General features: G+C 70.8%; 23 protein-coding genes. 17 read left to right on the forward strand and 6 right to left on the reverse strand.

Annotated elements, in window-relative coordinates:
* On the reverse strand, positions 1-651 hold the full coding sequence (locus MKK53_RS12545; protein WP_243929036.1) for a 2Fe-2S iron-sulfur cluster-binding protein: 651 nt from the start codon (positions 649-651) through the stop codon (positions 1-3).
* Positions 652-850: 199 nt separating this feature from the next.
* Here MKK53_RS12545 and MKK53_RS12550 point away from each other — a divergent pair, with 199 nt between their 5' ends.
* The 8 genes from MKK53_RS12550 to lptB all read left to right on the forward strand — a co-directional run bounded on the left by MKK53_RS12550 (position 851) and on the right by lptB (position 10,138).
* The gene (locus MKK53_RS12550; protein ID WP_243929037.1) at positions 851-1,675 is read left to right on the forward strand and encodes an aldo/keto reductase; all 825 of its coding nucleotides are present in this window, start codon (positions 851-853) and stop codon (positions 1,673-1,675) included.
* Between the two features lie 238 nt (positions 1,676-1,913).
* Positions 1,914-2,927 (forward strand): quinolinate synthase NadA, encoded by a 1,014-nt coding sequence (gene nadA / locus MKK53_RS12555; RefSeq protein WP_243929038.1) that lies wholly within the window; start codon positions 1,914-1,916, stop codon positions 2,925-2,927.
* Positions 2,924-4,420 carry an L-aspartate oxidase gene (locus tag MKK53_RS12560; RefSeq protein WP_243929039.1) on the forward strand — a complete coding sequence of 499 codons (1,497 nt, stop codon included), beginning with the start codon at positions 2,924-2,926 and terminating at the stop codon, positions 4,418-4,420. Before nadA ends, MKK53_RS12560 begins: the two co-directional genes overlap by 4 nt.
* 10 nt (positions 4,421-4,430) lie before the next feature.
* Positions 4,431-5,285, forward strand: a complete 855-nt coding sequence (gene nadC / locus MKK53_RS12565) for a carboxylating nicotinate-nucleotide diphosphorylase (RefSeq protein ID WP_243929040.1) — start codon at positions 4,431-4,433, stop codon at positions 5,283-5,285.
* Between the two features lie 588 nt (positions 5,286-5,873).
* Positions 5,874-7,712: a molecular chaperone HtpG gene (htpG, locus tag MKK53_RS12570; protein WP_243929041.1), complete on the forward strand. Its 1,839-nt coding sequence runs from the start codon at positions 5,874-5,876 to the stop codon at positions 7,710-7,712.
* A gap of 181 nt (positions 7,713-7,893) precedes the next feature.
* Positions 7,894-8,625: an LPS export ABC transporter periplasmic protein LptC gene (gene lptC / locus MKK53_RS12575; protein WP_243929042.1), complete on the forward strand. Its 732-nt coding sequence runs from the start codon at positions 7,894-7,896 to the stop codon at positions 8,623-8,625.
* The gene (locus MKK53_RS12580; protein WP_243929043.1) at positions 8,622-9,281 is read left to right on the forward strand and encodes an LptA/OstA family protein; all 660 of its coding nucleotides are present in this window, start codon (positions 8,622-8,624) and stop codon (positions 9,279-9,281) included. Before lptC ends, MKK53_RS12580 begins: the two co-directional genes overlap by 4 nt.
* An 8-nt stretch (positions 9,282-9,289) precedes the next feature.
* Positions 9,290-10,138 (forward strand): LPS export ABC transporter ATP-binding protein, encoded by an 849-nt coding sequence (gene lptB, locus MKK53_RS12585; protein WP_243929044.1) that lies wholly within the window; start codon positions 9,290-9,292, stop codon positions 10,136-10,138.
* A gap of 490 nt (positions 10,139-10,628) precedes the next feature.
* Here lptB and MKK53_RS12590 read toward each other — a convergent pair whose 3' ends face one another.
* Positions 10,629-11,783, reverse strand: a complete 1,155-nt coding sequence (locus MKK53_RS12590) for a dimethylmenaquinone methyltransferase (RefSeq protein WP_243929045.1) — start codon at positions 11,781-11,783, stop codon at positions 10,629-10,631.
* 360 nt (positions 11,784-12,143) lie between these two features.
* On the opposite strand from MKK53_RS12590, the gene MKK53_RS12595 reads away from it, so the two are divergent.
* Positions 12,144-12,800: a transglutaminase-like cysteine peptidase gene (locus MKK53_RS12595; protein ID WP_409564321.1), complete on the forward strand. Its 657-nt coding sequence runs from the start codon at positions 12,144-12,146 to the stop codon at positions 12,798-12,800.
* Positions 12,801-12,804: 4 nt separating this feature from the next.
* On the opposite strand, the gene MKK53_RS12600 is transcribed toward MKK53_RS12595, so the two are convergent.
* Both MKK53_RS12600 and glp read right to left on the reverse strand, forming a co-directional pair.
* Positions 12,805-13,677 (reverse strand): 4-(cytidine 5'-diphospho)-2-C-methyl-D-erythritol kinase, encoded by an 873-nt coding sequence (locus tag MKK53_RS12600; protein ID WP_243929047.1) that lies wholly within the window; start codon positions 13,675-13,677, stop codon positions 12,805-12,807.
* A gap of 82 nt (positions 13,678-13,759) precedes the next feature.
* The gene (glp, locus tag MKK53_RS12605; protein WP_243929048.1) at positions 13,760-14,995 is read right to left on the reverse strand and encodes a gephyrin-like molybdotransferase Glp; all 1,236 of its coding nucleotides are present in this window, start codon (positions 14,993-14,995) and stop codon (positions 13,760-13,762) included.
* 143 nt (positions 14,996-15,138) lie between these two features.
* Between glp and MKK53_RS12610 the strand changes: the two genes are divergently transcribed.
* The 7 genes from MKK53_RS12610 to MKK53_RS12640 all read left to right on the forward strand — a co-directional run bounded on the left by MKK53_RS12610 (position 15,139) and on the right by MKK53_RS12640 (position 19,969).
* A complete protein-coding gene (locus tag MKK53_RS12610; RefSeq protein ID WP_243929049.1) occupies positions 15,139-16,263 on the forward strand; it encodes an aminotransferase class V-fold PLP-dependent enzyme in 1,125 nt (374 codons plus the stop codon).
* Between the two features lie 294 nt (positions 16,264-16,557).
* Positions 16,558-17,160, forward strand: coding sequence for a 5-formyltetrahydrofolate cyclo-ligase (locus MKK53_RS12615; protein ID WP_243929050.1), 603 nt, complete (start codon positions 16,558-16,560; stop codon positions 17,158-17,160).
* Positions 17,157-17,975, forward strand: coding sequence for a TIGR00282 family metallophosphoesterase (locus MKK53_RS12620; protein WP_243929051.1), 819 nt, complete (start codon positions 17,157-17,159; stop codon positions 17,973-17,975). Before MKK53_RS12615 ends, MKK53_RS12620 begins: the two co-directional genes overlap by 4 nt.
* 108 nt (positions 17,976-18,083) lie before the next feature.
* On the forward strand, positions 18,084-18,365 hold the full coding sequence (locus MKK53_RS12625; RefSeq protein ID WP_243929052.1) for a hypothetical protein: 282 nt from the start codon (positions 18,084-18,086) through the stop codon (positions 18,363-18,365).
* A gap of 65 nt (positions 18,366-18,430) precedes the next feature.
* Positions 18,431-18,631, forward strand: a complete 201-nt coding sequence (locus MKK53_RS12630; protein WP_243929053.1) for a hypothetical protein — start codon at positions 18,431-18,433, stop codon at positions 18,629-18,631.
* 213 nt (positions 18,632-18,844) lie between these two features.
* Positions 18,845-19,054 (forward strand): hypothetical protein, encoded by a 210-nt coding sequence (locus MKK53_RS12635; RefSeq protein ID WP_243929054.1) that lies wholly within the window; start codon positions 18,845-18,847, stop codon positions 19,052-19,054.
* Positions 19,055-19,333: 279 nt separating this feature from the next.
* The gene (locus MKK53_RS12640) at positions 19,334-19,969 is read left to right on the forward strand and encodes a DUF2147 domain-containing protein (protein ID WP_243929055.1); all 636 of its coding nucleotides are present in this window, start codon (positions 19,334-19,336) and stop codon (positions 19,967-19,969) included.
* Positions 19,970-20,737: 768 nt separating this feature from the next.
* Here the strand turns inward: MKK53_RS12640 and MKK53_RS12645 are convergent.
* Together MKK53_RS12645 and MKK53_RS12650 are read right to left on the reverse strand one after the other, a co-directional pair.
* Positions 20,738-22,243: an undecaprenyl-phosphate glucose phosphotransferase gene (locus MKK53_RS12645; protein WP_243929056.1), complete on the reverse strand. Its 1,506-nt coding sequence runs from the start codon at positions 22,241-22,243 to the stop codon at positions 20,738-20,740.
* Positions 22,244-22,639: 396 nt separating this feature from the next.
* Positions 22,640-22,942 (reverse strand): antibiotic biosynthesis monooxygenase family protein, encoded by a 303-nt coding sequence (locus MKK53_RS12650; protein ID WP_243929057.1) that lies wholly within the window; start codon positions 22,940-22,942, stop codon positions 22,640-22,642.
* A gap of 375 nt (positions 22,943-23,317) precedes the next feature.
* Here MKK53_RS12650 and MKK53_RS12655 point away from each other — a divergent pair, with 375 nt between their 5' ends.
* Positions 23,318-23,728 carry a helix-turn-helix domain-containing protein gene (locus tag MKK53_RS12655; protein WP_243929058.1) on the forward strand — a complete coding sequence of 137 codons (411 nt, stop codon included), beginning with the start codon at positions 23,318-23,320 and terminating at the stop codon, positions 23,726-23,728.

The following is a 23,728-nucleotide window of genomic DNA, read 5'->3' on the forward strand; positions in this document are numbered from 1 at the left end:
TCACAGGTTCGAGCCGGCGGTATCGCGGATCGCCGCGACGATGTTCGGGTAGGCCGAGCAGCGGCAGATGTTGCCGCTCATCCGCTCGCGGATCTCGGCGTCGCTGAGGGAGGCGGTGACGGTGAGGTCGTCGGTGACGTGGCTCGGCCAGCCCTCCTTCGCCTCTTTCAGCATCCCCACCGCGGAGCAGATCTGCCCAGGGGTGCAGTAGCCGCACTGGAAGCCATCATGGCTGATGAAGGCGGCCTGCATCGGGTGCAGCGCCTCGCCCGCGGCCAGCCCCTCGATGGTGGTGATGGCGTCGCCGTCATGCATGGCGACCAGGGTCAGGCAGGAATTGATGCGGCGCCCGTCGATCAGGACGGTGCAGGCGCCGCACTGGCCATGGTCGCAGCCCTTCTTGGTGCCCGTGAGGGCGAGGTGCTCGCGCAGGGCGTCGAGGAGCGTGGTGCGGGTGTCGAGGTTCAGGTCGTGGCCCTGCCCGTTGATGGTCAGGCGCACCGGCAGGGTCTGGGGAGCTGGATCGCCCGGCGCCGCCGCCCGGGCCGGCGCGGGCCGGAACCCAAGCCCGCCGAAGCCGAGCGCTCCGACCAGGGCACACCCTTCCACGACGGCACGGCGCGTCGGCGCGCCCGGTGATTGGTCAGTCATGCTGCGAGCCCGCTGGGAGAAGTCGGCGCGCGCCACCGCGCGGCATCGTTCGGAAAGCTGCTGGGCAACGTTCCCCCCGCCAGACTGGATCCACTCCAGACTGCGCCGGATCAACGCGGGAGACCGCCCCTCACCCTGGCACCGGGGGACCGCGCACCACAGGTGAGGGCGATACCCCCGCCCACCGGAGACAGCCCGCATGGCTTCCATCCCGACGCTCAGCCTGAACGACGGACGCACCATCCCGCAGGTCGGCTATGGCTGCTGGCAGATCGCGGAGGATCAGGCGCCGGACCTCGTGCGGCAGGCCCTCGCGGCGGGATACCGCCTCATCGACACCGCGGCGGCGTACGGGAACGAGGCCGGCGTCGGCAAAGGCCTTCGCGAATCGGGCGTGCCCCGCGAGCAGGTCTTCGTGACGACGAAGCTTTGGAACGACCGCCAGGGGCCGGATGCCGCCAAGGCGTTCGAGGAGAGCCGGACAAAGCTCGGGCTCGATTACGTCGACCTCTACCTCATCCACTGGCCCTGCCCGCAGAAGCGGCTGTTCGTGGAGACGTGGAAGGCGATGATCGCCTTGCGGGACGAGGGGAAGATCCGGTCCATCGGCGTGTCGAACTTCACCGACGAGCACCTCGCCACCCTGATTGGCGAGACGGGGGTGACTCCCGCCGTCAACCAGATCGAGCTGCACCCCTACTTCCAGCGCGCCGACGCCCGCGCCGCAGACAGGGCTCGCGGGATCGTGACCGAATCCTGGAGCCCCCTCGGGCGAGGCCAGGAACTCAAGGATCCGGCCATCGCCGCGATCGCCGAGGCGCATGGAAAGACCCCCGCCCAGGTGGTGCTGCGCTGGCACACGCAGGTCGGCTGCGTGGTGATTCCGAAGAGCGCCCATCCGCAGCGCATCGTGGAGAACATTTCCCTGTTCGATTTCGAGCTGAGTGCCGGGGACATGGAGAAGATCGGCAAGCTCGATAGGGCCGATGGCCGGATCGGCCCCGATCCGGCGACCTTCTGCTGACGATCGCAGAAATGCGGGCCGCCTGACGGGGCTCGCGTCGCCGCCGGCTGGGGGCGAGGCGCACCGCGGCGGCACGGCGTTCCCAGGGTGGGTTGCCGCGGGAGGAGGATGCCGCAGCGCACCCTGACAAATGCGCCGCAAAAGATTTATGCTCAAGTCTAGCATATCTAGACAGGGGCACGGCGGGCTCATAAGTTAGGCGGCACAATGCTCAAAGTGAGCATAATTGGAGGACGCCATGACGGCGACCGTCGCGCCCGTTTCCCGGATGCCGGGGACCCTTCCTCTGCCCGACCTCTATGCGCGGGTGAGCCGTCACGTCCCGGCGATCGAGTGGCCGGCGCTGGCCCCCGACATCGAGGCGATCCTGCGCCTCAAGCGTGAGCGCAACGCCGTCATCCTGGCCCACAACTATCAGGCGCCGGAGATCTTCCACACCGTGGCGGACATCGTCGGCGACAGCCTCGCCCTGGCGCGGGAGGCGGTGACCGTCGATGCGGATGTCATCGTGCTGGCCGGCGTCCACTTCATGGCCGAGACGGCCAAGCTCCTGAACCCGTCGAAGACGGTGCTGATCCCGGACATGGCCGCGGGCTGTTCGCTGGCGGATTCGATCACCGCCGAGGACGTGCGCGGCCTGCGCCGGAGGTACCCCGGCGTGCCGATCGTGACCTACGTGAACACCTCCGCCGCGGTGAAGGCCGAATCGGACCTGTGCTGCACCAGCGGCAATGCGGTCGCCGTGGTGCGGTCCCTGAACGCGCCGCGGGTGCTGATGATCCCGGACGAGTTCCTGGCGCAGAACGTCCAGGCCGAGGTGCCGGATGTCGAGATCCTGACCTGGGCCGGGCATTGCGAGGTGCACGAGCGCTTCACGCCCGCCGACATCCGCGACGTGCGCGAGAGCTACCCCGGCGTCACCGTCATCGCCCACCCGGAATGCCCACCGGACGTGGTCGCCGAATCGGACTTCTCCGGTTCGACGGCGATGATGATGGACTTCGTGGTGCAGAAGCGGCCCGCGCAGGTCGTCCTCGTCACCGAATGCTCGATGGCCGACAACATCGCGGCCCAGAACCCGGACATCGAGTTCATCAAGCCCTGCAACATGTGCCCGCACATGAAGCGGATGAGCCTGCGCAACATCCGTCGCTCCCTGGAGACGCTGGCCCACGAAGTCACGGTCGATCCCGCCCTGGCGGACAGGGCCCGGGCCGCGGTGGAGCGCATGCTGGCGGTGAAGACGCGATGAACGCCTTCTCCCGCAACCCTGCCGACCGGGTCGTCGTGGTCGGCGGCGGCGTCGCCGGCCTCAGCACCGCCCTGCGGCTCGCGCCGCGCCCGGTCACCCTCGTCACCGCTGCCCCGCTCGGCTCCGGCACCGCCACCGGCTGGGCGCAGGGCGGTATCGCCTCGGCCATGGGGCCGGACGATTCGGCCGCCCTCCACGCAGCCGACACGGGCGCCGCCGGCGCCGGCCTGACCGAGCCGGACGTGGCCCTGCGCATCGTGGCCGAGGGGCCGCGGCTGATCGACTGGCTGGTGCGCCTCGGCGCGCCGTTCGACCGCGCGGAGGACGGTGCCCTGGCCCTCGGGCTGGAGGCCGCCCACAGCCGCCGCCGGATCGTGCGGGCGGGGGGCGATTCCACCGGGGCGCGGGTCCTCGAAACCCTCGTCCAGGCGGTGCGGAACTCCCCCTGGATCGAGGTCGTCACCGCGGCGGTGACCGACCTGCTGCGCGACGAGAAGGGCGCCGTCGCCGGCGTCGTGGCCGAGAGCGATGGGGCGCGGTTCCGCATCCCCGCCTGCGCGGTGGTGCTGGCCACGGGGGGCCTCGGCGGGCTCTACGCCTCCACCACCAATCCCCCCGGCGCCGTCGGCCGGGGGCTCGCCCTGGCGGCGCGGGCCGGGGCGGTGATGCGCGACATGGAGTTCGTGCAGTTCCACCCCACCGCCATCGCGGCGGGGCGCGATCCGATGCCGCTGGCCACCGAGGCCCTGCGCGGCGAGGGCGCGACGCTCATCGACGAGACCGGTGCCGCCGTGATGGCCGGCATCGCCGGGGGCGACCTCGCCCCGCGGGACGTCGTCGCCCGGGGCATCTTCCAGGCCCTGCAGCGGGGGCGGACGGTCTACCTCGATGCCCGCGGCGCCTTGGGCGCGGCGATGCCGACGCGCTTTCCGACCGTGGCGGCGCTCTGCGCCGCGGCCGGCATCGACCCCGCACACCAGCCGATCCCGGTGCGGCCGGCGGCGCATTATCACATGGGCGGCGTGAAGGTGGACGGCGCTGGCGCCACCAGCGTCCCAGGCCTCTACGCCTGCGGCGAGGTCTCCTCGACGGGGCTGCACGGGGCGAACCGCCTCGCCAGCAACTCGCTGCTCGAAGGCCTCGCCTATGCGGTTTTCATCGCGGACGGGCTCGATGCGCCGGCCCCCGGCCGGATCGTGCCGGAGACGGCGGAGCGGCGCCCGGGCTCGGACCTCCCCGCGATCCGGTCGCTGATGGAGGCCCAGGTCGGCGTCGTGCGCGAGGCGGCGGGGCTCGCCGCCGCCGTCGAGGTGCTGGCACCCGACGTCGCCACCTGCGATGCGGCCCTCGTCGCGTCCCTGTTGGCGCGCGCTGCGCTCGCCCGGGAGGAGAGCCGCGGCGCCCACTGGCGCAGCGACCGCCCCCATCAGATGCCCGCCCGCCACACCGAGACGGTGCCGGACCGGGCCGGCATCCCCGCGCTCGCCGAGTGAGAGGCTTCCCGTGACCGACATCCTCCCCCTGCCGCGGCTCCTCGTGGAGCCGATCGTCCGCGCGGCCCTCGTCGAGGACCTCGGCCGGGCGGGCGACATCACCACGGACGCCATCGTGCCGCCGGGCGCCCGGATGAAGGGCGTCATTGCCGCCCGGCAAGCGGGCGTGATCTCCGGCACGGACGCGGCGGCCATCGCCTTCGCTCTCATCGACCCCGAGGTGAGCGTGGCGGTGGAGCGCGGTGACGGTGCGCAGGTCTCCCCCGGCGACGTGGTGCTCCACCTCGAAGGGCCGGCGCGGGCGATCCTCACCGCGGAGCGTGTCGCCCTCAATCTGCTGTGCCGGATGTCCGGGGTCGCCACCGCGACCCACGGCCTCGTGGAGGCGGCCCGGCCGCACGGCAAGGCGTCCATCGTCTGCACCCGCAAGACGACGCCCGGCCTGCGCTCGCTGGAAAAGCACGCCGTGCGGGCCGGGGGCGGCTCGAACCACCGCTTCGGCCTCGATGACGCGGTGCTCATCAAGGACAACCATATCGCCGTGGCCGGCGGCGTCCGGCACGCGATCGAGCGGGCGAAGGCCAGGGCGGGGCATCTCGTGAAGATCGAGTGCGAGGTGGACACCCTCGATCAGCTCCAGGAGGCCCTGTCGGTGGGCGTGGACGCCCTGCTCCTCGACAACATGGACCCGGCGACCCTCGCCCGGGCCGTGACGCTGATCGACGGCCGCGCCCTGGCGGAGGCGTCGGGCCGGATCACCCGGGAGACGGTGGGGGCGGTGGCGGCCTCCGGCGTGGACCTGATCTCCTGCGGCTGGATCACCCACAGCGCAGCGATCATCGATCTCGGGCTCGACGCCGCCTGACGCGGCCTCCGGCGTCATCGCGCGTTTCCTCCGCCGTCTTTGCCCCGTCTCTCCGCCGTCATTGCGAGCGTGAGCGAACCAATCCAGTCGGCACCGCCCTCTCCGGACGGGTCGCGCCCTGGATTGCTTCGGCTCCGCCTCGCAATGACGGTGGTTGGATCATCCCATCCGGCGGCGATCATCGATCTGGCGCGTGCGGCCCGACAGCCCCGCCGCCCTTGCCCTTCCCTCCGCCGTCATTGCGAGCGTGAGCGAAGCAATCCAGTCGGCACCGCCCTCTCCGGACGGGTCGCGCCCTGGATTGCTTCGGCTTCGCCTCGCAATGACGGTGGCTGGATGACTCCGTCGGCGGCGATCATCGACTGGGGGCACGCGTAGCCTGACAGCCCCGCCGTCCTTGCCCTTCCCCCCGCCGTCATTGCGAGCGTAAGCGAAGCAATCCAGTCGGCACCGCCCCCTCCGGACGGGTCGCGTCCTGGATTGCTTCGGCTCCGCCTCGCAATGACGGTGTGAGCCCTCATTGAAAACTGCCGAGCCCGCGCGCATATGCGCGGCGCATTTTCCTCAACCGAACCGGAGCTTCCTCCCGTGAGCGAGACGATCGAGCGGCATGAATTCGGCGCGGAGGTGGGCCGCCTCCTCGACCTCGTGGTGCACGCGCTCTACTCCGACCGTGAGATCTTCCTGCGCGAGCTGGTCGCCAACGCCGCCGACGCCATGGACCGGCGCCGCTTCGAGGCCCTGACCAGTGCGGCGAGCGCCCTGCCGCCGGACGCCAAGGTCCGCATCGTCCCCGACAAGGACGCCCGCACCCTGACCATCTCCGATGCCGGCATCGGCATGGGCAAGGACGACCTCGCCTCCAGCCTCGGCACCATCGCCCGCTCGGGCACCCGCGCCTTCTCGCAGACCCTCGAAGCGGCCAAGGCCGAGGAGCGGCCGAGCCTGATCGGACAGTTCGGCGTTGGCTTCTACTCGGCCTTCATGGTCGCCGACCGGGTGAGCGTCACCTCCCGCAAGGTCGGGGCGGACGAGGCCTGGACCTGGGCCTCGGAGGGCCAGGGCAGCTACACCCTGGAGCCCGGCACCCGGGCCGAGCCGGGCACCGACATCGTCCTCCACATCAAGGCGGATGCCGACGAGTATCTGGAGCCCCACAGGCTCGATCACCTCGTGCGGAAATGGGCGGATTTCATCACCGTGCCGGTGGCGATCGTCCGCGACGGCAAGGACGAGGCGGCCAACCAGGGCACCGCCCTGTGGCGCAAGCCGAAATCCGAGATCACCGAAGAGCAGTACGCGGAGTTCTACCACTCGCTCGGCATGAACTTCGACACGCCCTGGGCGACGCTGCATTGGCGGGCCGAGGGGCAGCTCGAATTCTCCGCGCTGCTGTTCGTGCCGGGCATGAAGCCGTTCCAGGCCCTCGAAGGCGAGCGCCAGAGCAAGGTGCGTCTGCATGTCCGCCGGATGTTCATCACCGACGAGGCCGAGCTGCTGCCGTCCTGGCTGCGCTTCGTGCAGGGCGTGGTGGACACCGAGGACCTGCCCCTCAACGTCTCCCGCGAGATGCTGCAATCGACCCCGGCCCTGGCCCGCATCCGCAAGGCCGTGACCGGGCGGGTCGTGACCGAACTCACCAACCGCGCCAAGAAGGGCGAGGATTACGAGAGCTTCTGGGAAAATTTCGGCCCCATCCTGAAGGAAGGCATCTACGAGGATTTCGAGCGCCGCCCGGAGATCGCCCCGCTGCTCCGCTTCCGCTCCTCCGCGGTCGAGGGCTGGACGTCGCTGGCCGACTACATCTCCCGGATGAAGGACGGCCAGGAGGCCATCTACTACCTCGTGGCCGACGATGCCGAGGCCCTGAAGTCCTCCGCGCAGCTCGAAGGGTTCCGCGCCCGCGGCCTCGAAGTGTTGCTGCTTTCCGACCACGTCGATGCGTTCTGGCCTGAGCAGCTGGGGACCTTCGAGGGCAAGGCCCTTCGCTCGGTCACGAAGGGCAACCTCGACCTGTCGAAATTCGTCCCCGAGGGCGGGGACGTGGCGCCGGCCGAGGGGCTCGACGCCTTCGTGGCGGCGGTGAAGACCGCCCTCGCCGACGAGGTGGCCGACGTGCGCCTGACCGATCGGCTGGTGGACAGTGCGGTGGTGCTGTCGGCCGGCGGCGCCGGTCCCGACCTCCAGATGCAACGGCTGCTGCGCCGGGCCGGACGGGCGGGCGCGGGCAAGCCTGCGCTCGAGATCAACCCGCGCCACGCGCTGATCCGGGCGCTGGCCGCCGCGCCCGAATCAGAGGTGCCGGAGGCCGCGGGGATGCTCCTCGACCTCGCGCGGATCCAGGATGGCGACAGCCCCCGGGACCCCGCCGCCTTCGCCCGAAAGGTCGCCGCTTCACTCGCCGAAGCCCGGTCCGGGGGCGCCTGAGTAGAATCCGTGTGACGGGGCGCACGGATGGCGCCCCGTCGTGATTGATCATTCGGAAACGTAGGAGTCATAACTTCGCCACTCGTCCGGATCATCCCGGTCGAACGCGCGGGCGCGGTGGGGGCCGCAGGCGCACTTTCACTCCACGGCGCGGATCTCTATCCGGCCCATTGGACGCCGCATGAATCTCGTCGAGGCTGAAGCCGGCAATGGACAGGCGGTCGCGGCGGCGCGAAGCCGCGTTCACGCCCATGCCTACCGCCACAGCGACCGCGTGCGGCGGCTGCGGCGGACGATTCCCATCGTCGCGGGCGGCGCCACCGCCGTGCTGCTGGCCTACATCTTCAATCCCTTCGCCCTGGGCGTGTCCGGCGTCTCCGTCGGGCCGGTGACGCTCGCCGGCACCAAGGTGAAGATGGAGAACCCGCGCCTTTCCGGCTTCCGCAAGGGTGACCGGGCCTACGAGGTGACCGCCGAGGCCGCCCTGCAGGACGTGCGCAAGCCGAGCCAGATCGAATTGCAGCAGATGCGCGGCCACATCGCCACCGACGACCAGGGCGGCCTCGCCCGGCTCTCGGCGGCGTCCGGCCTGTTCGACAGTGCCCGCGAAGCCCTCGACCTCAAGGACGACATCCGGGTCTGGACGGACAAGGGGGAGGAGGCCCGGCTGAAGACCGCCGCCATCGCCTTCAAGACCGGCTCGATCGTCTCGAAGGACCCGGTCACCGTCACCACCGGCAAGGGCACCGTCGATGCGGACGGCCTCGACGTGGTGGAGAACGGCAAGGTGATCTCGTTCATCGGCAACGTGCACGTCCACATCAATTCCGAGACCGCGGACAAGCCGAAGGAGGACAAGCTGAAGGGCGCGATCCTCACCTCGGATGCCGACCCGGTGGAGCGCCGCCCGTGACCGACCTGCGCCGCTGCGCGGTGGCCCTCTCCGTCTGCCTCGGCCTGACGGCGCCGGCCCTCGCCGAGAAATCCGCGGGAAAGGCCGATTCGTCTTCGGCGTTCGGCAATATCGGCGGCGGCGGCAAGGAGCCGATCAAGATCGACGCCGACCGGCTGGACGTGTTCGACAAGGAGAACAAGGCGATCTTCGCCGGCAACGTCGTGGCCGTGCAGGGGGAGAGCACGATCCGGTGCTCGACCATGACCGTCTATTACAAGCGCGGGAAGGACGCCGCCGCCAAGGACAAGGCGGCGGAGGCGGGCGAGGAGCAGGCGCCCAAGAACCCGGCCGAGAACGGCATCAAGAAGGTCGAGTGTGCCGGCCCTGTGACGGTGACGCAGAAGGACCAGGTCGCCACCGGCGACAACGCCGTGTTCGACCAGGATGCGAAGCGCATCGTGCTCACCGGCAACGTCGTGCTCAGCCAGTGCCAGAACGTCACCCGCGGCCAGCGGCTCGTCTACGACATGGCCTCCGGCCGGGCGAACATGGATCCGGTGGCGGGCGGGCGCGTCTCGGCCATGTTCGTGCCCGGTGAGAAGTCCGACGGGAAGGATACGAAGGGCAAGGGCTGCAGCGTGCCGCCGGCGAAGCCGCGGGCGCAGGCTAATTGAGCAGCTCCGTGGCATTCGAGGCCGGGACGGCGGCGGCGGGCCGCCCCTCGCTGCTGGGGCGGCTGTTCGGCCGCAGGGCGTCGCCGTCGGCGGTGCCCGAGGGGGAGCCGCCCGGCCCGACGGAGGAGGGCGGCCCCGGGATCCTCTGGGTTCGCGGCCTGCGCAAGAGCTACGGCGCCCGCACCGTCGTCCATGAGGCGGGCCTCACGGTGCGGACCGGCGAGGCGGTGGGGCTGCTGGGCCCGAACGGCGCCGGCAAGACCACGATCTTCTACATGATCACCGGGCTGGTGGTGGCCGACCGCGGGCAGATCACCCTCGACGGCCTGCCGATCACCCACCTGCCCATGTACCAGCGGGCGCGGCTCGGGATCGGCTACCTGCCGCAGGAAGCCTCAATCTTCCGCGGCCTCTCCGTCGAGGACAACATCAAGGCCGTGCTCGAAGTCACCGAGCCGGACCGGAAGGCGCGGGCGCACAAACTCGAATCCCTGCTGGAGGAGTTCGACATCGCGCGGCTTCGCAAGTCGCCCTCCATCGCCCTGTCGGGGGGCGAGCGGCGGCGGTGCGAGATCGCCCGGGCGCTCGCCTCCTCGCCGACCTTCATGCTGCTGGACGAGCCCTTCGCCGGCATTGACCCCATCGCGGTGGGGGACATCCAGGACCTCGTGAAGCACCTGAAGCAGCGCGGCATCGGCGTGCTGATCACCGACCACAACGTCCGCGAGACGCTGGGCCTGATCGACCGGGCCTACATCGCCCATTCGGGCCGCATCCTCACCGAGGGCACGCCCGAGGAGATCGTGGCGAATCCCGACGCGCGCCGCCTGTATCTCGGCGAAGATTTCCGGCTCTAGCCGCCATCGTCATCGCGAGCGCGGTGGCCCAGGGCGGTAGGGCGTCTGCAGGCGTGGTGCTGCTGGATTGCTTCGCTCCGCTCGCAATGACGAGATTGGCCCGGCGAGCCGCCCACCGCGCCGTCATCGCGAGCGCAGCGAAGCGACCCAGGGTGGCGGGACGCCTGCCAGCGTAGTGCCGCTGGATTGCTTCGCTTCGCTCGCAATGACGAGATCGATCCGGCGAGCCGCCCACCGCGCCGTCATCGCGAGCGTAGCGAAGCGACCCAGGGTGGCGGGACGCCTCCCAGCGTGGCGCTGCTGGATTGCTTCACTTCGCTCGCAATGACGAGATCGGTCCGGCGAGCCGCCCACCGCGCCGTCATCGCGAGCGCAGCGAAGCGACCCAGGGTAACGGGACGTCTGCGGGTGTGGCGCCGCTGGATCGCATCCTCTCGTCGGCGATGACGGCCGAGGTTCCGCGCGCCGTGGTCGCGCGAAACCGGCCGCCTCACACCTTCCAGTTCTTGAGCGCCGCGAAGGGGCTGTCCGAGCCCGCCGGCTTGTCCGGGTTCAGCACCGCCTCGACCTGAGCGATGGCGTCGGTCAGGGAGAAGGCCGAACCGCTGGGGAGCCGCCCCCCGGCCGCGTCCCGGTGACCGCCGCCGCGGAACAGGCGGGCGCCGTCCAGGGCGGTGCCGTCCACCGAGCGGAACGACAGCGTCCCCATCCGCTGGACGTTGACGACGCGCTTCGTTCGCCCGGCCTCCATGATCCGGTCGGAGACCCGCTGGAACATCCCGGAATCGAGGCCGAAGGAGAGCAGCGTCCCGTCCTTCAGGGGTCGGAACAGGGTGTCCGACTTGGCCAGGGCCCGGGCGAGGCGCGAGCGCGTGGTCATCCGGGCGTCGTCGTCGCCCGCATCGCCGAGCAGGCGGTCCACGATCCGGGTGCGGATCCCCACCGCGTCGCGCTCCAGCTCGGCCGGGCTCGCACCCTCGCGCAGGCGGGCGCCGGCGTCGATGAGCAGCGCGGAGACGAACCGGTCGTGCCAGGGATGGCCGGGGGGGACGAGGCCCGTGGCGCTGTCCCAGAAGATCTCATCGAGGGCCGTGCCGCCGGGGAAGGTGGGCAGTTCCTTGCGCCACAGGTCGAGGGCATCGACGGCGGCGATCAGCGCCGCCAGATCCTCGGCCCGCTCCGGCTCCCGGGTGGCGAAGAGGGCGCGGTGCGCCATCGTCATCGCCGTCGCGCAGGAATCCCCGTCGATCAGGACGGTGATCTCCGGGTCGCCGAGATCGGCCTGGAACAGGCCCGCCTTGTCCGCCACCGGGGCCGGCTCCAGCCCCTGCCGGGCGAGCTGGTCGGCGGAGGAGGCGTGGTGGTCGAGGACGACGAGCCGGTGCTTGTCCGCCTCGCGCTTCCGGTTCATGGCCGCGAAGCGCTTGATCCCGGCGATGGTCTGCTCTTCGAGGCCGAGGTCGGTCATCAGCAGCGTCTCCGACGCCTGCGCCTTGCCGAGGCGCTTCAGCTCCTCATCGAAGACCGGCCCGACATCGCTGTAGCGCGGCACGTGGATGACGCGGTCGACCTCCGCGCAGGCGGCGGCCACGGTCGAGGCACCGTAGCCGTCGAGATCGTGGTGGGTGATCTGGGTCAGGCGCACGCGCGGTCGGCTCCAATCCTGGGGGCAAGGGGCGTCTGTACGCTGCCAAGTCGCCGCAGGCGAGGGCCCGCCTCACGATCGGGTGACGCGCCGACCCTCAACGCGGCCGCATTTGCAAGGGGGCCCGCACCGTCCCCTGGGGAGGGGCGTCGCTCACCGCCGGGTCAAGCCATTGGTGGATAAGATCTTACCACCCGATACGGCCGTTAACCTTGACCGGGGATTGACGTGGCGGCGGCGAGATCGGCCCCGTCACTGCCCGCTGCTCACAGCATTAACCTTTTGTTAAGGGGCCGATTGCCGTGGAGGCTCTGCCGTGAGAGCTTTCGTTAACGAGAGCTAAACGGTTGGGTCACGGCGATGCGGTTCGCGGCGAACAAGATGAGGGTTGCGGCCTCGGCATTCCGGCGCGGCCTGGCCGTCTTCGCCATCGCCACCGCCGCCCTCACCGGGGCCGCCGCAGCCCAGACGCTGGCCAGTCTGCCCTCCGCCGATGTCGGCGCCCGCATCCGTGGCGACGCCAAGCCGATCGCCGCCTGGACCGCCTTCTGCCAGGACTATGCCGCCGAGTGCGCCGTGGACCGCACCGAGGCCACCCGGATCACCCTGACGCCGGCCACCTGGAACACCATCGTTTCGGTCAATCGCCGCATCAACAAGTCGGTCGAGCCGATGACCGACATGGAGCACCTCCACGTGGCCGACCGCTGGGACCTCGCCGAGGACGGCATCGGCGATTGTGAGGACTTCCAGCTCCTGAAGCGCCACCTGCTCGCCGAGGCGGGCCTTCCCCGCCGGGCCATGCGGATGACGGTGGTCATCGATGAGAAGGGCGAGGGCCACGCCGTCCTGACCCTGATCACCGACCGGGGCGACCTCGTCCTCGACAACAAGACCAGCGCGATCCTGCCCTGGCACCGCACCGGCTACGTATTCATCAAGCGCGAAAGCCAGGACACGGTGGCCTGGGTGTCGCTGGGCGGCGCCACCTCGCCCGTCACCACCGCCAACCGCTGAGGCGTCACGCCAAGAAGGTCGGGGCGATCCACCAGTCCCGATGGGCGGCGCGCAGGCAGCGGGCCGCCGCCACCGCCGCGCGGCGGTCGGCGAACAGGCCGAACACCGTGGCCCCCGAGCCGGACATGCGGGCGAGGCGGGCGTTCTGGCCGCGCAGGGCCGCGAGGCATTCGCCGATCACCGGCGCCACCGTGAGGGCCGGCCCTTCGAGATCGTTGCGGGCCGGGCCGAGGGTGCCGAGCAGCGCCCCGTGACCGGCATTGGCCGGGATCGCGGGATGCTCCGCCCCCTTGAGCGTCTGCCCGACGCTGAGGCCGAGCGCCTTGAAGACCGGCGCCGTCGGGACCGGTACGCCAGGGTTGATGAGCACCGCCGGAAGCGGCGCGAAGCCGAGGGCCGGGCCGACATCCTCCCCCGCCCCGCGCATCATCCGCCCCCGCGGATCGAGGCAGACCGGCACGTCGGCCCCCGTCTCCCGCGCCGCCGCGATGACGGCCGGATCGTCGGGGGCGAGCCTGTTGAGGCGGGCGAGCAGGCGCAGGGCCGCGGCGGCATCGGACGACCCACCGCCGATCCCCGCCGCCACGGGCAGGCGCTTCAAGAGGTGGAACGCCCCCACGCGCAGGCCCGGCACCCGCGCGGCGAGCCCCCGCGCCGCACGCATCACGAGGTTGTCGTCCTCCGGCCCGGCGGGGCCGGCGGTCGGCCCGCTCACCGTCAGCGACAGAGCCGCGCCGGGGGTCAGGGACAGGCGGTCGGCGGTGCCGGCGAAGGCCACGAGGCTTTCGAGCACGTGATAGCCGTCCGCCGGGCGCCGCCCGAGGACGTGCAACGTGAGGTTCACCTTGGCAGGCGCGCGGTCGGTCAGGTGGGTCACGGGGAGTCCGCCGGCTGGTTAACGGGCGGGGCCGGGCGTACAGGCCGGATCGGGCGGCGGCAAGGTCGCCCCGGTGCCAGGGTCAGCCGAGGGGGTGTGCCCGGAAGGGCAGGAGGTCCCCCGGCCGGACCGCCTCCATATCCTCGGCCAGTTCGGCGAGCCCGTCGCTCGCCGCCAGGGCCGACAGGGCTCCGCCCGGGGCCGGCACCGCCTCCGTCAGGCCATCGCCCCCCGGCCTCAGGCACACCCGCAGGTACTCCCGCCGCCCCGCGCGCTTGCCCAGGGCGAACCCACTGCGCACCAGGGGCAGCGGCGGCTCCGGGGTCCCGCCGGACAGGTGCAGCACCACCGGCAGGAGGATCGCGAGGGCGGTGACATAGGCCGCACCGGGATTCCCGGGCAGGCCGACGAAGGGCGTCTCGCCCACATGGCCGAAGGCGAGCGGCCGGCCGGGCTTGATGGCGAGGCGCCACAGGGTGATGCCGCCCCCCGCGCCCACCGCCGCGCGGACGTGGTCCTCCTCGCCCACCGACACGCCGCCCGAGGTGACGATCAGGTCGTGCTCCGCCGCTGCGGCAGCGAGCCGCGCCCGGAGGGAAGCCGGATCGTCGCGCAGGATCCCGAGGGGGCAGGGCAGGGCGCCGAACCGGGCGAGGAGGGCCGCGAGCATCGGCCCGTTGGCGTCGTGGATGCCGGCCGGTGCGAGGGGGCCGCCGAGCGCGCTCACCTCGTCGCCGGTGGAGAACAGGCCGACCCTCAGCCGCGTCCGCACCGGAAGGGCGGGCAGGCCCAACGCCGCCGCGAGGGCGAGGTCTTTGGCCCCGAGCCGCCGGCCGATCGGTAGCGCGAGGCTCCCGGCCGCGACATCCTCCCCCGCACGCCGGCAATTCGCCCCGCGGACGATCCCGCCGTTGAGCGTCACGGCCCCGTCCGCAAAGCGGACATCCTCTTGCATGGCGACCGTATCGGCCCCCGGCGGCAGGGGGGCGCCGGTGAAGATCCGGGCGGCGGCCCCCCAAGGCAGCGAGGCCGCCTCCGCGCCGGCCGGCACGCGCCCGGCGACGGGCAGGGTCGTCGGGCCGGTGGGGGCGAGGTCTGCCGCGCGGAAGGCGTAACCGTCCACGGCGGAGTTGTCGAAGGGCGGCAGGGCAAGCGGCGCCGCCACGTCCGCCGCCAAGATCCGCCCGACGCTCCCGGCGATGGCGACCGTCTCCACGCCGGCCGACACCCTGAGCCGCCCGCAGATCAGCGCGAGGGCATCGGCGACCCGCATCGGCGCGGGCTCGGTCGCGGTGGCGTCGCTGCTCCGAGGGCTCATCACTCAAGGGTCAAGCGGGGAGGCGGACGTCGGTTCGTCCGCGATGGACCGTACCGGATTGCGGCAAGCTCACCGGTGGATCAAGCCCACCGGAGCCCTCGCCCCCCTATGAACGCGGGGGGCCCGCCCGTTAGACTCGCCCCATGGACGTCCTTTCCTGCCAGCGCCGGCATTTCGAGATGCCCCCGGGCGTCTGCTTCCTCGATGCCGCCGCCTGGACACCTCTTCCGACCGCCGTGCGGCGGGCGGGCGAGGCCGGCATCCTCGCCAAGGCCCGGCCCTGGGAGCATGCGCGCTCGGCCTTCCCCGCCCAGACCGAGGCGGCCCGGGCCGGGGCGGCGGCGCTGGTCGGTGCGGCACCCGACGACATCGCCATCGTCGGCTCGGTCAGCCACGCCATGGCGACGGCGGCGCTCAACCTCGCCCCGTCCCCCGGCGGGCGCATCCTGCGGGTGGAGGACGAGTTCCCGTCCCTCTGCCTGCCCTTCGACCGGCTGGCCGAGACCCGCGGCCTCACCGTGGAGGTGGTCGGCCGACCCCCTGACGGCGACTGGACGGAGGCGCTGCTGGCCGCCATCCACCGGCCCGGTGCACCGCCCCTGGCCGTGGCGACCCTGACGCCCTCGCACTGGACGGACGGAACCGCCATCGACCTCGACCGGCTTGCCCCGGCGGTGCATCGGGCCGGGGGTGCCCTGGTGATCGACGCCACCCAGGCCGTGGGCGCGATGCCGGTCGATGTCGCCCGCTGGCGGCCGGATTTCCTGGCCTTCCCGACCTACAAGTGGACCCTCGGCCCCTACGGGCTCGCCTTCCTCTACGCCGCGCCAGGGCGCCAGGGCGGCCATCCGCTGGACGAGAACAACGGCAACCGCCCGCCCGCCGAGGGCGCCCGGCGCTACGACCGGGGCGAGCTGCACGATCCCGTGGCCCTGCCGATGGCGGGGGCGGGTTTCGCGCTGATCGGGGAATGGGGACCGGCGGCGATCTCGCGCCGACTGGCTTACCTCACGGATCGCCTCGCGGAGGGATGCGCGGCGCTGGGCCTCGCCGTGCCGCCCCAGGGGCGCCGCGTGCCGCATGTCCTCGGCGTCCGCGTCCCGGGCGGCCTGCCGGACGGGTTCATCGCGGCGCTGGCCGCCCGGCAGGTCCATGCCAGCGAGCGCTCCGGCGCCCTGCGCCTCAGCCCGCATGTCTGGGTGGACGACGGCGATATCGACCACTGCCTCACCGTGCTGGCTGACCTGTTGCCGGCCATCCCCCGCTGACACCGACTTCGGCCGGCGCGGGCGGGCGTGACGGCGGGGTGCCTTCCCGGCGACGAGGGTTCGGCAGGCACGACCCTCGGGCGGCCTCCAGAAGCTTTTCTCACGGCGGCGTCTGGCGCGGAGGTGAGGGCGGGTCTACATAGTGGGAGCGGGGCTGCAGAGTCCGTCAGGAGCACTATCCCCGGGGCCTTATCGACTCCCTCGGGAGCTGTCCCTGGCCTTGTCCCTGGACTTGGCCAACACGGCGCCCACCTACTCTGTAGGTTTCCCGGGATCGATCCTCCAACGGCTCACGTGGCTCCGCACCCTGATCCTTCTTCCCTCGCCGCCCGCAAGGCGGAGGTCCGCCGGACGGCCCTGGCCGCCCGCGACGCCCTGGACCCCGAGGCCCGGCGCGCGGCCTCGGACGCCATCGCCCGCACGCTCCTCGCCCTTCCGGCCCTCCTCGGCGCCAAGCTGGTCGCCGGCTATTGGCCGATCCGCAGCGAGGTCGATCCGCGCCCGGCGATGACGGCCCTGGCGGAACGCGGGGCGCGGCTCGCGCTGCCCCACGTCACCCCCGGCGGCCTCGTCTTCCGCGAATGGTACCCCGGCGCGGCCCTGGTGCGCGGCGGCTTCGGCCTGAGCGAGCCCGACCCGTCCCTGCCGGAGGTCGCGCCCGACGCGCTCCTCGTGCCGCTGGCCGCCTTCGACCGCGCCGGGCGTCGCCTGGGCTACGGCCGGGGCTATTACGACGGGGCCATCGCGCGCCTGTCGGAGGGCCGCGCCCTGCTGACGGTGGGCCTCTGCTTCGCCGCGCAGGAAGTGCCGTCCGTGCCGGTGGAACCCCATGACCGGTCTCTCTCGGCCATCGTCACCGAAGCCGGCTCGCTGAGCCTGGAGGACCCCCACGGATGAGGCTGCTGTTCCTCGGTGATGTGGTGGGGCGGCCCGGTCGGGCGGCGGTGCTCGACCTTCTCCCCGACCTACGGGAGCGGTGGCGCCTCGACTGCGTGGTGGTGAACGGCGAGAACGCCGCGGGGGGCTTCGGCATCTCCGAAGCGATCTGCGACGAACTGATCGGCGCGGGTGCCGACGCCGTCACCCTCGGCAACCACAGCTTCGACCAGCGCGAGGCCCTGGTCTTCATCGCCCGCCAGCCGCGCCTCGTCCGCCCGGCCAACTACCCGCCCGGCACGCCGGGCCGGGGCGCCACCGTGGTGGAAACCCGGGACGGGGCACGGGTGCTCGTCGTCAACGTGATGGGCCGTGTCTTCCTCGACGCGATGGACGATCCGTTCGCCGCGGTGGAGCGGGAGATTTCGGCCTGCCCCCTCGGCGCGGCGGCTGATGCCATCCTCGTCGATGTCCACGCCGAGGCGACCAGCGAGAAGCAGGCCCTCGGCCACTACCTCGACGGGCGGGTGAGCCTCGTCGTGGGCACCCATACCCACACGCCCACGGCCGACCACCGGATCCTCCCCGGCGGCACCGCCTACATGTCGGATTCCGGCATGTGCGGAGACTACGACTCGGTCATCGGCATGCAGAAGCACGAGCCGATCCGGCGGCTGATCCAGAAGACCCCCGGCTCCCGCTGGGAGGTCGCCACCGGGCAGGGCACCCTGTGCGGCGTCGCCGTGGAAACCGGGGCGGACGGCCTCGCCACGAAGGTGGCCGCCATCCGCATCGGGCCGAACCTCGAAGAGAGCCGCCCCCCGTTCTGGGAGTAGGATTGCGCCGGGCGCCCTTGGCAGGCGCGATCATGGGCGTAGTATGGCTGGAAGTGCCGAACCGCACATGACGGGTGCGGCCTACAGGTGCAGCCGCAGGGAATCGCCATGCTCAGCAGCACGAGTCTCATCAAATCCTCGTGGATCGCCGTCGAGGTCGGCCGGGAGCGCGCCGAGCGCGTCCTCGTGGTCGAGACCTACATCGCCGTGAGCCCGCTGGAGCCGAACTTCGACGCCGTCCAGTACGACAAGGTCCTCGCCTGCGTGCGCAGGGTGCTCGCCATGCATTCCGAGATCGACCGGGCGTCGATCCTCAGCATGCACCGCGGCTCGGGCTGCACCGCGCTGTTCCGCGATCCCTCGAACGACATGGCCCGCCCCGCCGCGTGACGGGGCGAGGGGCCGGAACGCCTCGGGCGCGGCATCCGTTTCATTCCGTGAAACGGAGATCCCCCATGAAGCGCACCACTCTCGTCCTCTCGGCCTTCGCCCTCGTCGCGGTGGCCGGAAGCGCCCCGGCCGAGGCCAAGGGCTGCCTCAAGGGCGCCGTCGTCGGCGGCGTCGCCGGCCACATGGCCGGCCACGGCAAGATGGGTGCAGCCGCCGGCTGCGCCATCGGCCATCACCGCGCGAACAAGAAAGACAAGCAGGGCTGAAACGCCCCGCAGCGGCGCCCGCGGTAGCGGTGGACGTCAGGGCCCGGGGCAGGGATGCCTCGGGCCTTTTTCTTGTCCGGCGCAGAGAAGTCGGCCGTCGCCACGATCCCGCACCCTCGCGCCAGCCCTTGACCGCTGATTGGAGCTGTTCTAATTAAGAACTACGGGCGGAGGCCGAAGCCGGCCCCGCCACCCGATACGAGGAGAGTGGGCATGTCCGGTTCCGCGAATGCGTCCTGTGAGAGCTGCCGCTTCTACGACGAGCATCATGGCAATGGCTCGGTCGCCAAGACCGACGAGGGCCTCTGCCGCTTCAACCCGCCGGTCAGCCAGCCGGGTCCGGACACCAAGGGCCTCTGGCCGGTGGTCGCCACCAAGGATTGGTGTGGTCACTTCACCGCCGAGATGACCGCGGCCGAGTGATCGCACCGTCAGGGATTGTTCGAAGGGCCGGCGCCGCGCGCCGGCCCTTTTCGTTTGGGCGGTGCCCTTCGCGGGTGGCCAGGGCCACCGGATCCCCACGGAACTGCACTGCACGTGAGAACGCACCGGGCTTGATGGCCGGTCGTCATCATCCGGCCAACTTCACCCGTGAGACGGCTGCCGGCAGCATCGGCGCCGCGCGTCGCCAGTGGCATGGCGCCCGTCCGCATCGGCCGGGCGCATTCAGGCTCGCGGCTCGCGATGGAGGAGTATTCAGGGATGATGTTTCGCACGCTCGGTCGCCGCGCCGCGCCGCTTGCGCTGTTCGCGTTGGCGGCCCTCGCCGGTCCGGCCCGCGCCACCACACCGACCGACCCCACCGGCACCTACCTCACCGAGGACGGACGCGCCCGCGTCCGCCTGGAGAAGTGCGGCGCCACGAATGACCGCCTGTGCGGCTACGTGGTCTGGCTGAAGGTGCCCCTCAGCGACAAGGGCGAGCCGCGGGTCGACTTCAAGAACCCCGACCCGAAGAAGCAGGCCCGCCCGTCCCTCGGCCATCAGCTCATCATGGGCCTGAAGCCCAACGACGATGCGCATTACGAGGGGCAGATCTACAATTCCGAGGACGGCAAGTTCTACAAGGTCACGATCTGGACGGACGCGCCGGGCGAATTGACCGTGAAGGGCTGCCTCATCGCCTTCCTCTGCAAGTCGCAGACGTGGACGAAGGTGAACGACCTGATCGCCGGCCAGCTCCCCGGCCCGACGAACGGCCCGAACGGCCCGCGCACCGATCCGGAATACATGGCCAAGGCGCCCGGCGCGCCGAAGCCCGCGGCCAAGACCCCCGGCAAGCCCGGCCCCGCGGCGGCACCGAGCCAGGCCCCGCAGCCCGCTCCGGCCGACGACTGAACGGTTAAGACCAGGGCGAGGCGGTTCGCCGCCTCGCCTGCGATGACGGGTGGGGCACTCGACACGCCGTCGTCATCACGAACGAAGTGACGCTATCCAGCAGCGCCACGTCCGCCAGCGGCCCGCCGCCCCGGGTCGCTTCGCTGCGCTCGCGACGACGGGGTGGGCGGTACGGGCGCTCCGCCGTCATCGCGAACGGTAGTGACGCCATCCAGTAGCGCCAGATTCGCAAGCGGCCCGCCGCCCTGGATCGCTTCGCTGCGCTCCCGATGACGGGGTGGGTCGCTCGGAAACTCCGCCGTCATTGCGAACGGAGTGAAGCAATCCAGCAGCGCTACGTTCGCCAGCGGCCCGCCGCCCTGGGTCGCTTCGCTGCGCTCGCGATGACGGGGTGGGCCGCTCGGACGCTCCGCCGTCATTGCGAACGGAGTGAAGCAATACAGCAGCGCCGCACTCGCAAGCGGCCCGCTGCCCTGGGTCGCTTCGCTGCGCTCGCGATAACGGGGGTGGGCCGCTCGGATGCTCAGCCATCATTGCGAACGGAGTGAAGCACTCCAGCAGCGCTACATTCGCCAGCAGCCCGCCGCCCTGGGTCGCTTCGCTGCGCTCGCGATGACGGGGTGGGACATCGTGAAACGGCGGTTCCCGGACGCCGCCGCCCTTCCGCCAGCCGCAACCGTCTTTGCGAGCGGAGCGAAGCAATCCAGGAAAGCGCGACGGTCCGAGAAGTCCCGCTCTTCCCCAGATCGCCCGCCCTGCGCGGGGAGATCAGCACGCGTTGCGGTAGGCCCGGCGCGACAGCACGGTGAGGATCATGATCTGGATGTCGAGCCAGATCGACCAGTGGTCGATGTAGTAGAGGTCGTGTTCGACACGGCCGGCCATGGCCTGGTCGGTCTGCGTCTCGCCGCGGAAGCCGTTCACCTGCGCCCAGCCGGTGATGCCCGGCTTCACGTTGTGGCGGCGGGCGTAGAGGGCGATCCGCCGCTCGAAGCTGCGGTCGTGGGCCAGCGCGTGCGGGCGCGGGCCGACGAGGGACATGTCGCCCAGGATGACGTTCAGGAGCTGGGGCAGCTCATCGAGGTTGGTCCGCCGCAGCAGGGCGCCCACGCGGGTGATGCGGGTGTCGTTGCGCGTCGCCTGCTTGAAGGCGGCGTTGCGCTCCGCTTTCATGGAGCGGAACTTGAACACGTCGAAGGGCTGCTGGTTGAAGCCGTAGCGGCGCTGGCGGAAGAAGACCGGGCCGGGGCTGTCGAGCTTGATCGCCACCGCGACCACCGCCAGCAGCGGCGAGAGGGCGAACACCGCGAGCATCGCCACCGCCACGTCGAAGCAGCGCTTCAGCACGATCTCGCCGAGGTTCAGGGGCCGGCGGCCGATATTGATGCCGGACACCTTGCCGACGCGGGCGACCTGCATGTCGGGGAAACGGTCGAGCACCGTGCCCGGGCGCAGGTGCAGGGCCGCGGGCACCCGCAGGAAGGCGTCGATGCAGCGCTCGACCTCGGCGGCATCCGCCCAGGGCACGAGGACGAACACGTCGTCCGGCCGCAGGAAGCGCACCACCGACACGGCGAGGTCCAGGTCCTCCTGAAGCTGCTCGTAGCGGCTCGCCGCGTCGGCGCGGGGATCCGTCCGGCGGAGGTAGCTGGTGCCCACGACCCGCAGGCCCGGCCCGTCCGTCTGGTTGCTGGCGTAGAAGGCGTGGATGTCTTCCTCATAGCCGACGAGGTGCACGCGGCTCACCGTGGGCGAGGCCGAGCTGAGGCTGCGGCCGATCAGGTGGCCCGCCGCCAGGCGGCTCGCGAACAGGGTCGGCAGGCCGGCGAAGAAGACCACGATCGAGACGAGACGCGAATAGTCGGTCGTCGTCTTGGTGAGGAAGCCGATGACCAGCACCACGGACCACGCCACGAACCACAGGGACACCACCCGGCGCAGGCCGGCGCGGCCCTCGGTCAGCCGGTCCAGCGCATATTCCCCGCGCAGCGCGTTGGTGGTGACGATGATGAGGCTCAGCAACGCCGTGAGCTGGAGGCCGCGGGTCTCCGTCGGCCACGCGTCATCGTCGGAGAAGGCCAGCCGGTAGGTGAGTTCGCTGGCGAGGGTGACCCCGGCGATGGCCGCGAAATCCGCCATCGCCGCGGAGACGGACAGCATCACCCGCATGGCACCGCGGCCGCGCTGGGGCAGCAGCGCCGCCCAGACGCGTCGACGGCGGATGCCCGTGAGGGTGATGGGCTCGTACGATTGTGGGACCCGCTCTTGAAGCATCGGTGTGCCTGTCCCGTCCCGACCGGTCTCTGTGCCGCCTTGAAACAGTCTTGGTTCCAGCCACGGCTTTCATCGAGGGTATGAGCAAGCTCCGAGCCCGCCGCCGTGAAGCATTGTCCCTGTAACCCGGCGGCCGAGCCGAAGCCCATCCGCCGGATCGTGTCGGCCCCCGGTCCCCACCCCGAGTCTCCCGGTGCCCGCGATTCGCATTCGCGCGGCGACGGTCAAGTGTACTCAGGCGTAGGCGTGCAGATTGCCGGCGGCAACTCCGCGAAATACTTAATCCGCGTTTACCGCGAAACCGTCGAATTGTTTTCGCGCGCGAGAGGGCTTGGCAGGGGACCCGACCATGGGTCCGCTGCCCTGCGCTGGATGCAACCGAGGTATTTGTCTGCGCTACTGAACCGCCTCGAACCCCTCGAATTGGGGATGTCCCAGGTACATCGGGCGGGTCGAGGGCGCCCTGCTATGGGCCTTCCGGAACTGCTCCGAGCGGGTCCAGGCCTCGAAATCGGCCCGGGAGCGCCACACGGTGTGAGATGCATACAAAATACAATCGTCCAGTTCCGGGCCCCTTAGCAGATGAAACTCAACAAATCCTTGCATTTCACCGAGGTGGCTGTCGCGACCGCGCCATACCGCCTCGAATTCATCCGACATGTCCTTCACGACTTTGAACCGGTTCATTGCGACAAACATCCGAGATCCCTCCATAGATTGCCCGAGGTCGGGCGCGGCGCTCCAAGTCGTGCCAGCGATGACTTGGAGAAGTTCTCTTCCAGTTGCAAACTAAAAATGCGTACAACCCCTGACACGTTTTGATGACTTCCGGGTGAAATGCCCGCGCCGACCTATGAAACCACAGGCTGCATCGCGAGACTTGCGAATTCTAAGATTTCGTGTCCTAGTAATCAGCGAAGGTGTCGTCAGGCACCTGGCCGGGAAGCGCAGAGAACGTGAACCGGTTCAACGGGGAATATGGGGTGGGGGAAGGTGGAGAACAGCGACAGTAAGGTAACGGATTCGAGTTTAGTGGGCAGCCGTCCGATCGTAAGGGATTCAATCAACCCGCTCATGCCTAAGCAGACCACTGATGTCGACCGGCTGGTCGGATTGCGGATCACCGCCCTGCGCAAAGCGCGTGGGTTGAGCCAGACGGCCCTCGGAAATGCCGTCGGGGTGACGTTCCAGCAGGTCCAGAAGTACGAGAAGGGCCAGAACCGCGTGGGCGCAGGCCGCCTCCGCGAGATCGCCCGGTTGCTCGAAGTGCCGGTCTCGGCGTTCTTCGACGACAACACCAACCCCGACAGCCCTCAGGAGGACGTGTTCAGCTTCCTCAACGCGCAGGGCTCGGTCGAACTGTTGCGGGCCTATACGCAGATCGTGGACGATCAGATGCGCAGGGATGTGCTGGCTCTGGTGCGCAGCGCGGCCCGGCTCGCGCATCTGCGGGCCACGGCGGCGCAGGAGACGCTGCCGGGTTGA

The sequence above is a fragment of the Methylobacterium sp. J-076 genome (genome assembly GCF_022829405.1).
In the GTDB taxonomy this organism is placed as follows: Bacteria; Pseudomonadota; Alphaproteobacteria; order Rhizobiales; family Beijerinckiaceae; genus Methylobacterium.

Excerpts from the sequence above, each read along its gene's own strand:
- MKK53_RS12610 (WP_243929049.1), top strand. The coding sequence starts at position 15,139 with ATGGACGTCCTTTCCTGCCAGCGCCGGCATTTCGAGATGCCCCCGGGC.
- MKK53_RS12655 (WP_243929058.1), top strand. The coding sequence starts at position 23,318 with ATGCCTAAGCAGACCACTGATGTCGACCGGCTGGTCGGATTGCGGATC.
- MKK53_RS12630 (WP_243929053.1), top strand. The coding sequence starts at position 18,431 with ATGAAGCGCACCACTCTCGTCCTCTCGGCCTTCGCCCTCGTCGCGGTG.
- MKK53_RS12560 (WP_243929039.1), top strand. The coding sequence starts at position 2,924 with ATGAACGCCTTCTCCCGCAACCCTGCCGACCGGGTCGTCGTGGTCGGC.
- MKK53_RS12635 (WP_243929054.1), top strand. The coding sequence starts at position 18,845 with ATGTCCGGTTCCGCGAATGCGTCCTGTGAGAGCTGCCGCTTCTACGAC.
- lptC (WP_243929042.1), top strand. The coding sequence starts at position 7,894 with ATGAATCTCGTCGAGGCTGAAGCCGGCAATGGACAGGCGGTCGCGGCG.
- nadA (WP_243929038.1), top strand. The coding sequence starts at position 1,914 with ATGACGGCGACCGTCGCGCCCGTTTCCCGGATGCCGGGGACCCTTCCT.
- glp (WP_243929048.1), bottom strand. The coding sequence starts at position 14,995 with ATGAGCCCTCGGAGCAGCGACGCCACCGCGACCGAGCCCGCGCCGATG.
- MKK53_RS12545 (WP_243929036.1), bottom strand. The coding sequence starts at position 651 with ATGACTGACCAATCACCGGGCGCGCCGACGCGCCGTGCCGTCGTGGAA.
- MKK53_RS12620 (WP_243929051.1), top strand. The coding sequence starts at position 17,157 with ATGAGGCTGCTGTTCCTCGGTGATGTGGTGGGGCGGCCCGGTCGGGCG.
- MKK53_RS12625 (WP_243929052.1), top strand. The coding sequence starts at position 18,084 with ATGCTCAGCAGCACGAGTCTCATCAAATCCTCGTGGATCGCCGTCGAG.
- MKK53_RS12550 (WP_243929037.1), top strand. The coding sequence starts at position 851 with ATGGCTTCCATCCCGACGCTCAGCCTGAACGACGGACGCACCATCCCG.
- MKK53_RS12595 (WP_409564321.1), top strand. The coding sequence starts at position 12,144 with ATGCGGTTCGCGGCGAACAAGATGAGGGTTGCGGCCTCGGCATTCCGG.
- MKK53_RS12650 (WP_243929057.1), bottom strand. The coding sequence starts at position 22,942 with ATGTTTGTCGCAATGAACCGGTTCAAAGTCGTGAAGGACATGTCGGAT.
- MKK53_RS12640 (WP_243929055.1), top strand. The coding sequence starts at position 19,334 with ATGATGTTTCGCACGCTCGGTCGCCGCGCCGCGCCGCTTGCGCTGTTC.
- MKK53_RS12645 (WP_243929056.1), bottom strand. The coding sequence starts at position 22,243 with ATGCTTCAAGAGCGGGTCCCACAATCGTACGAGCCCATCACCCTCACG.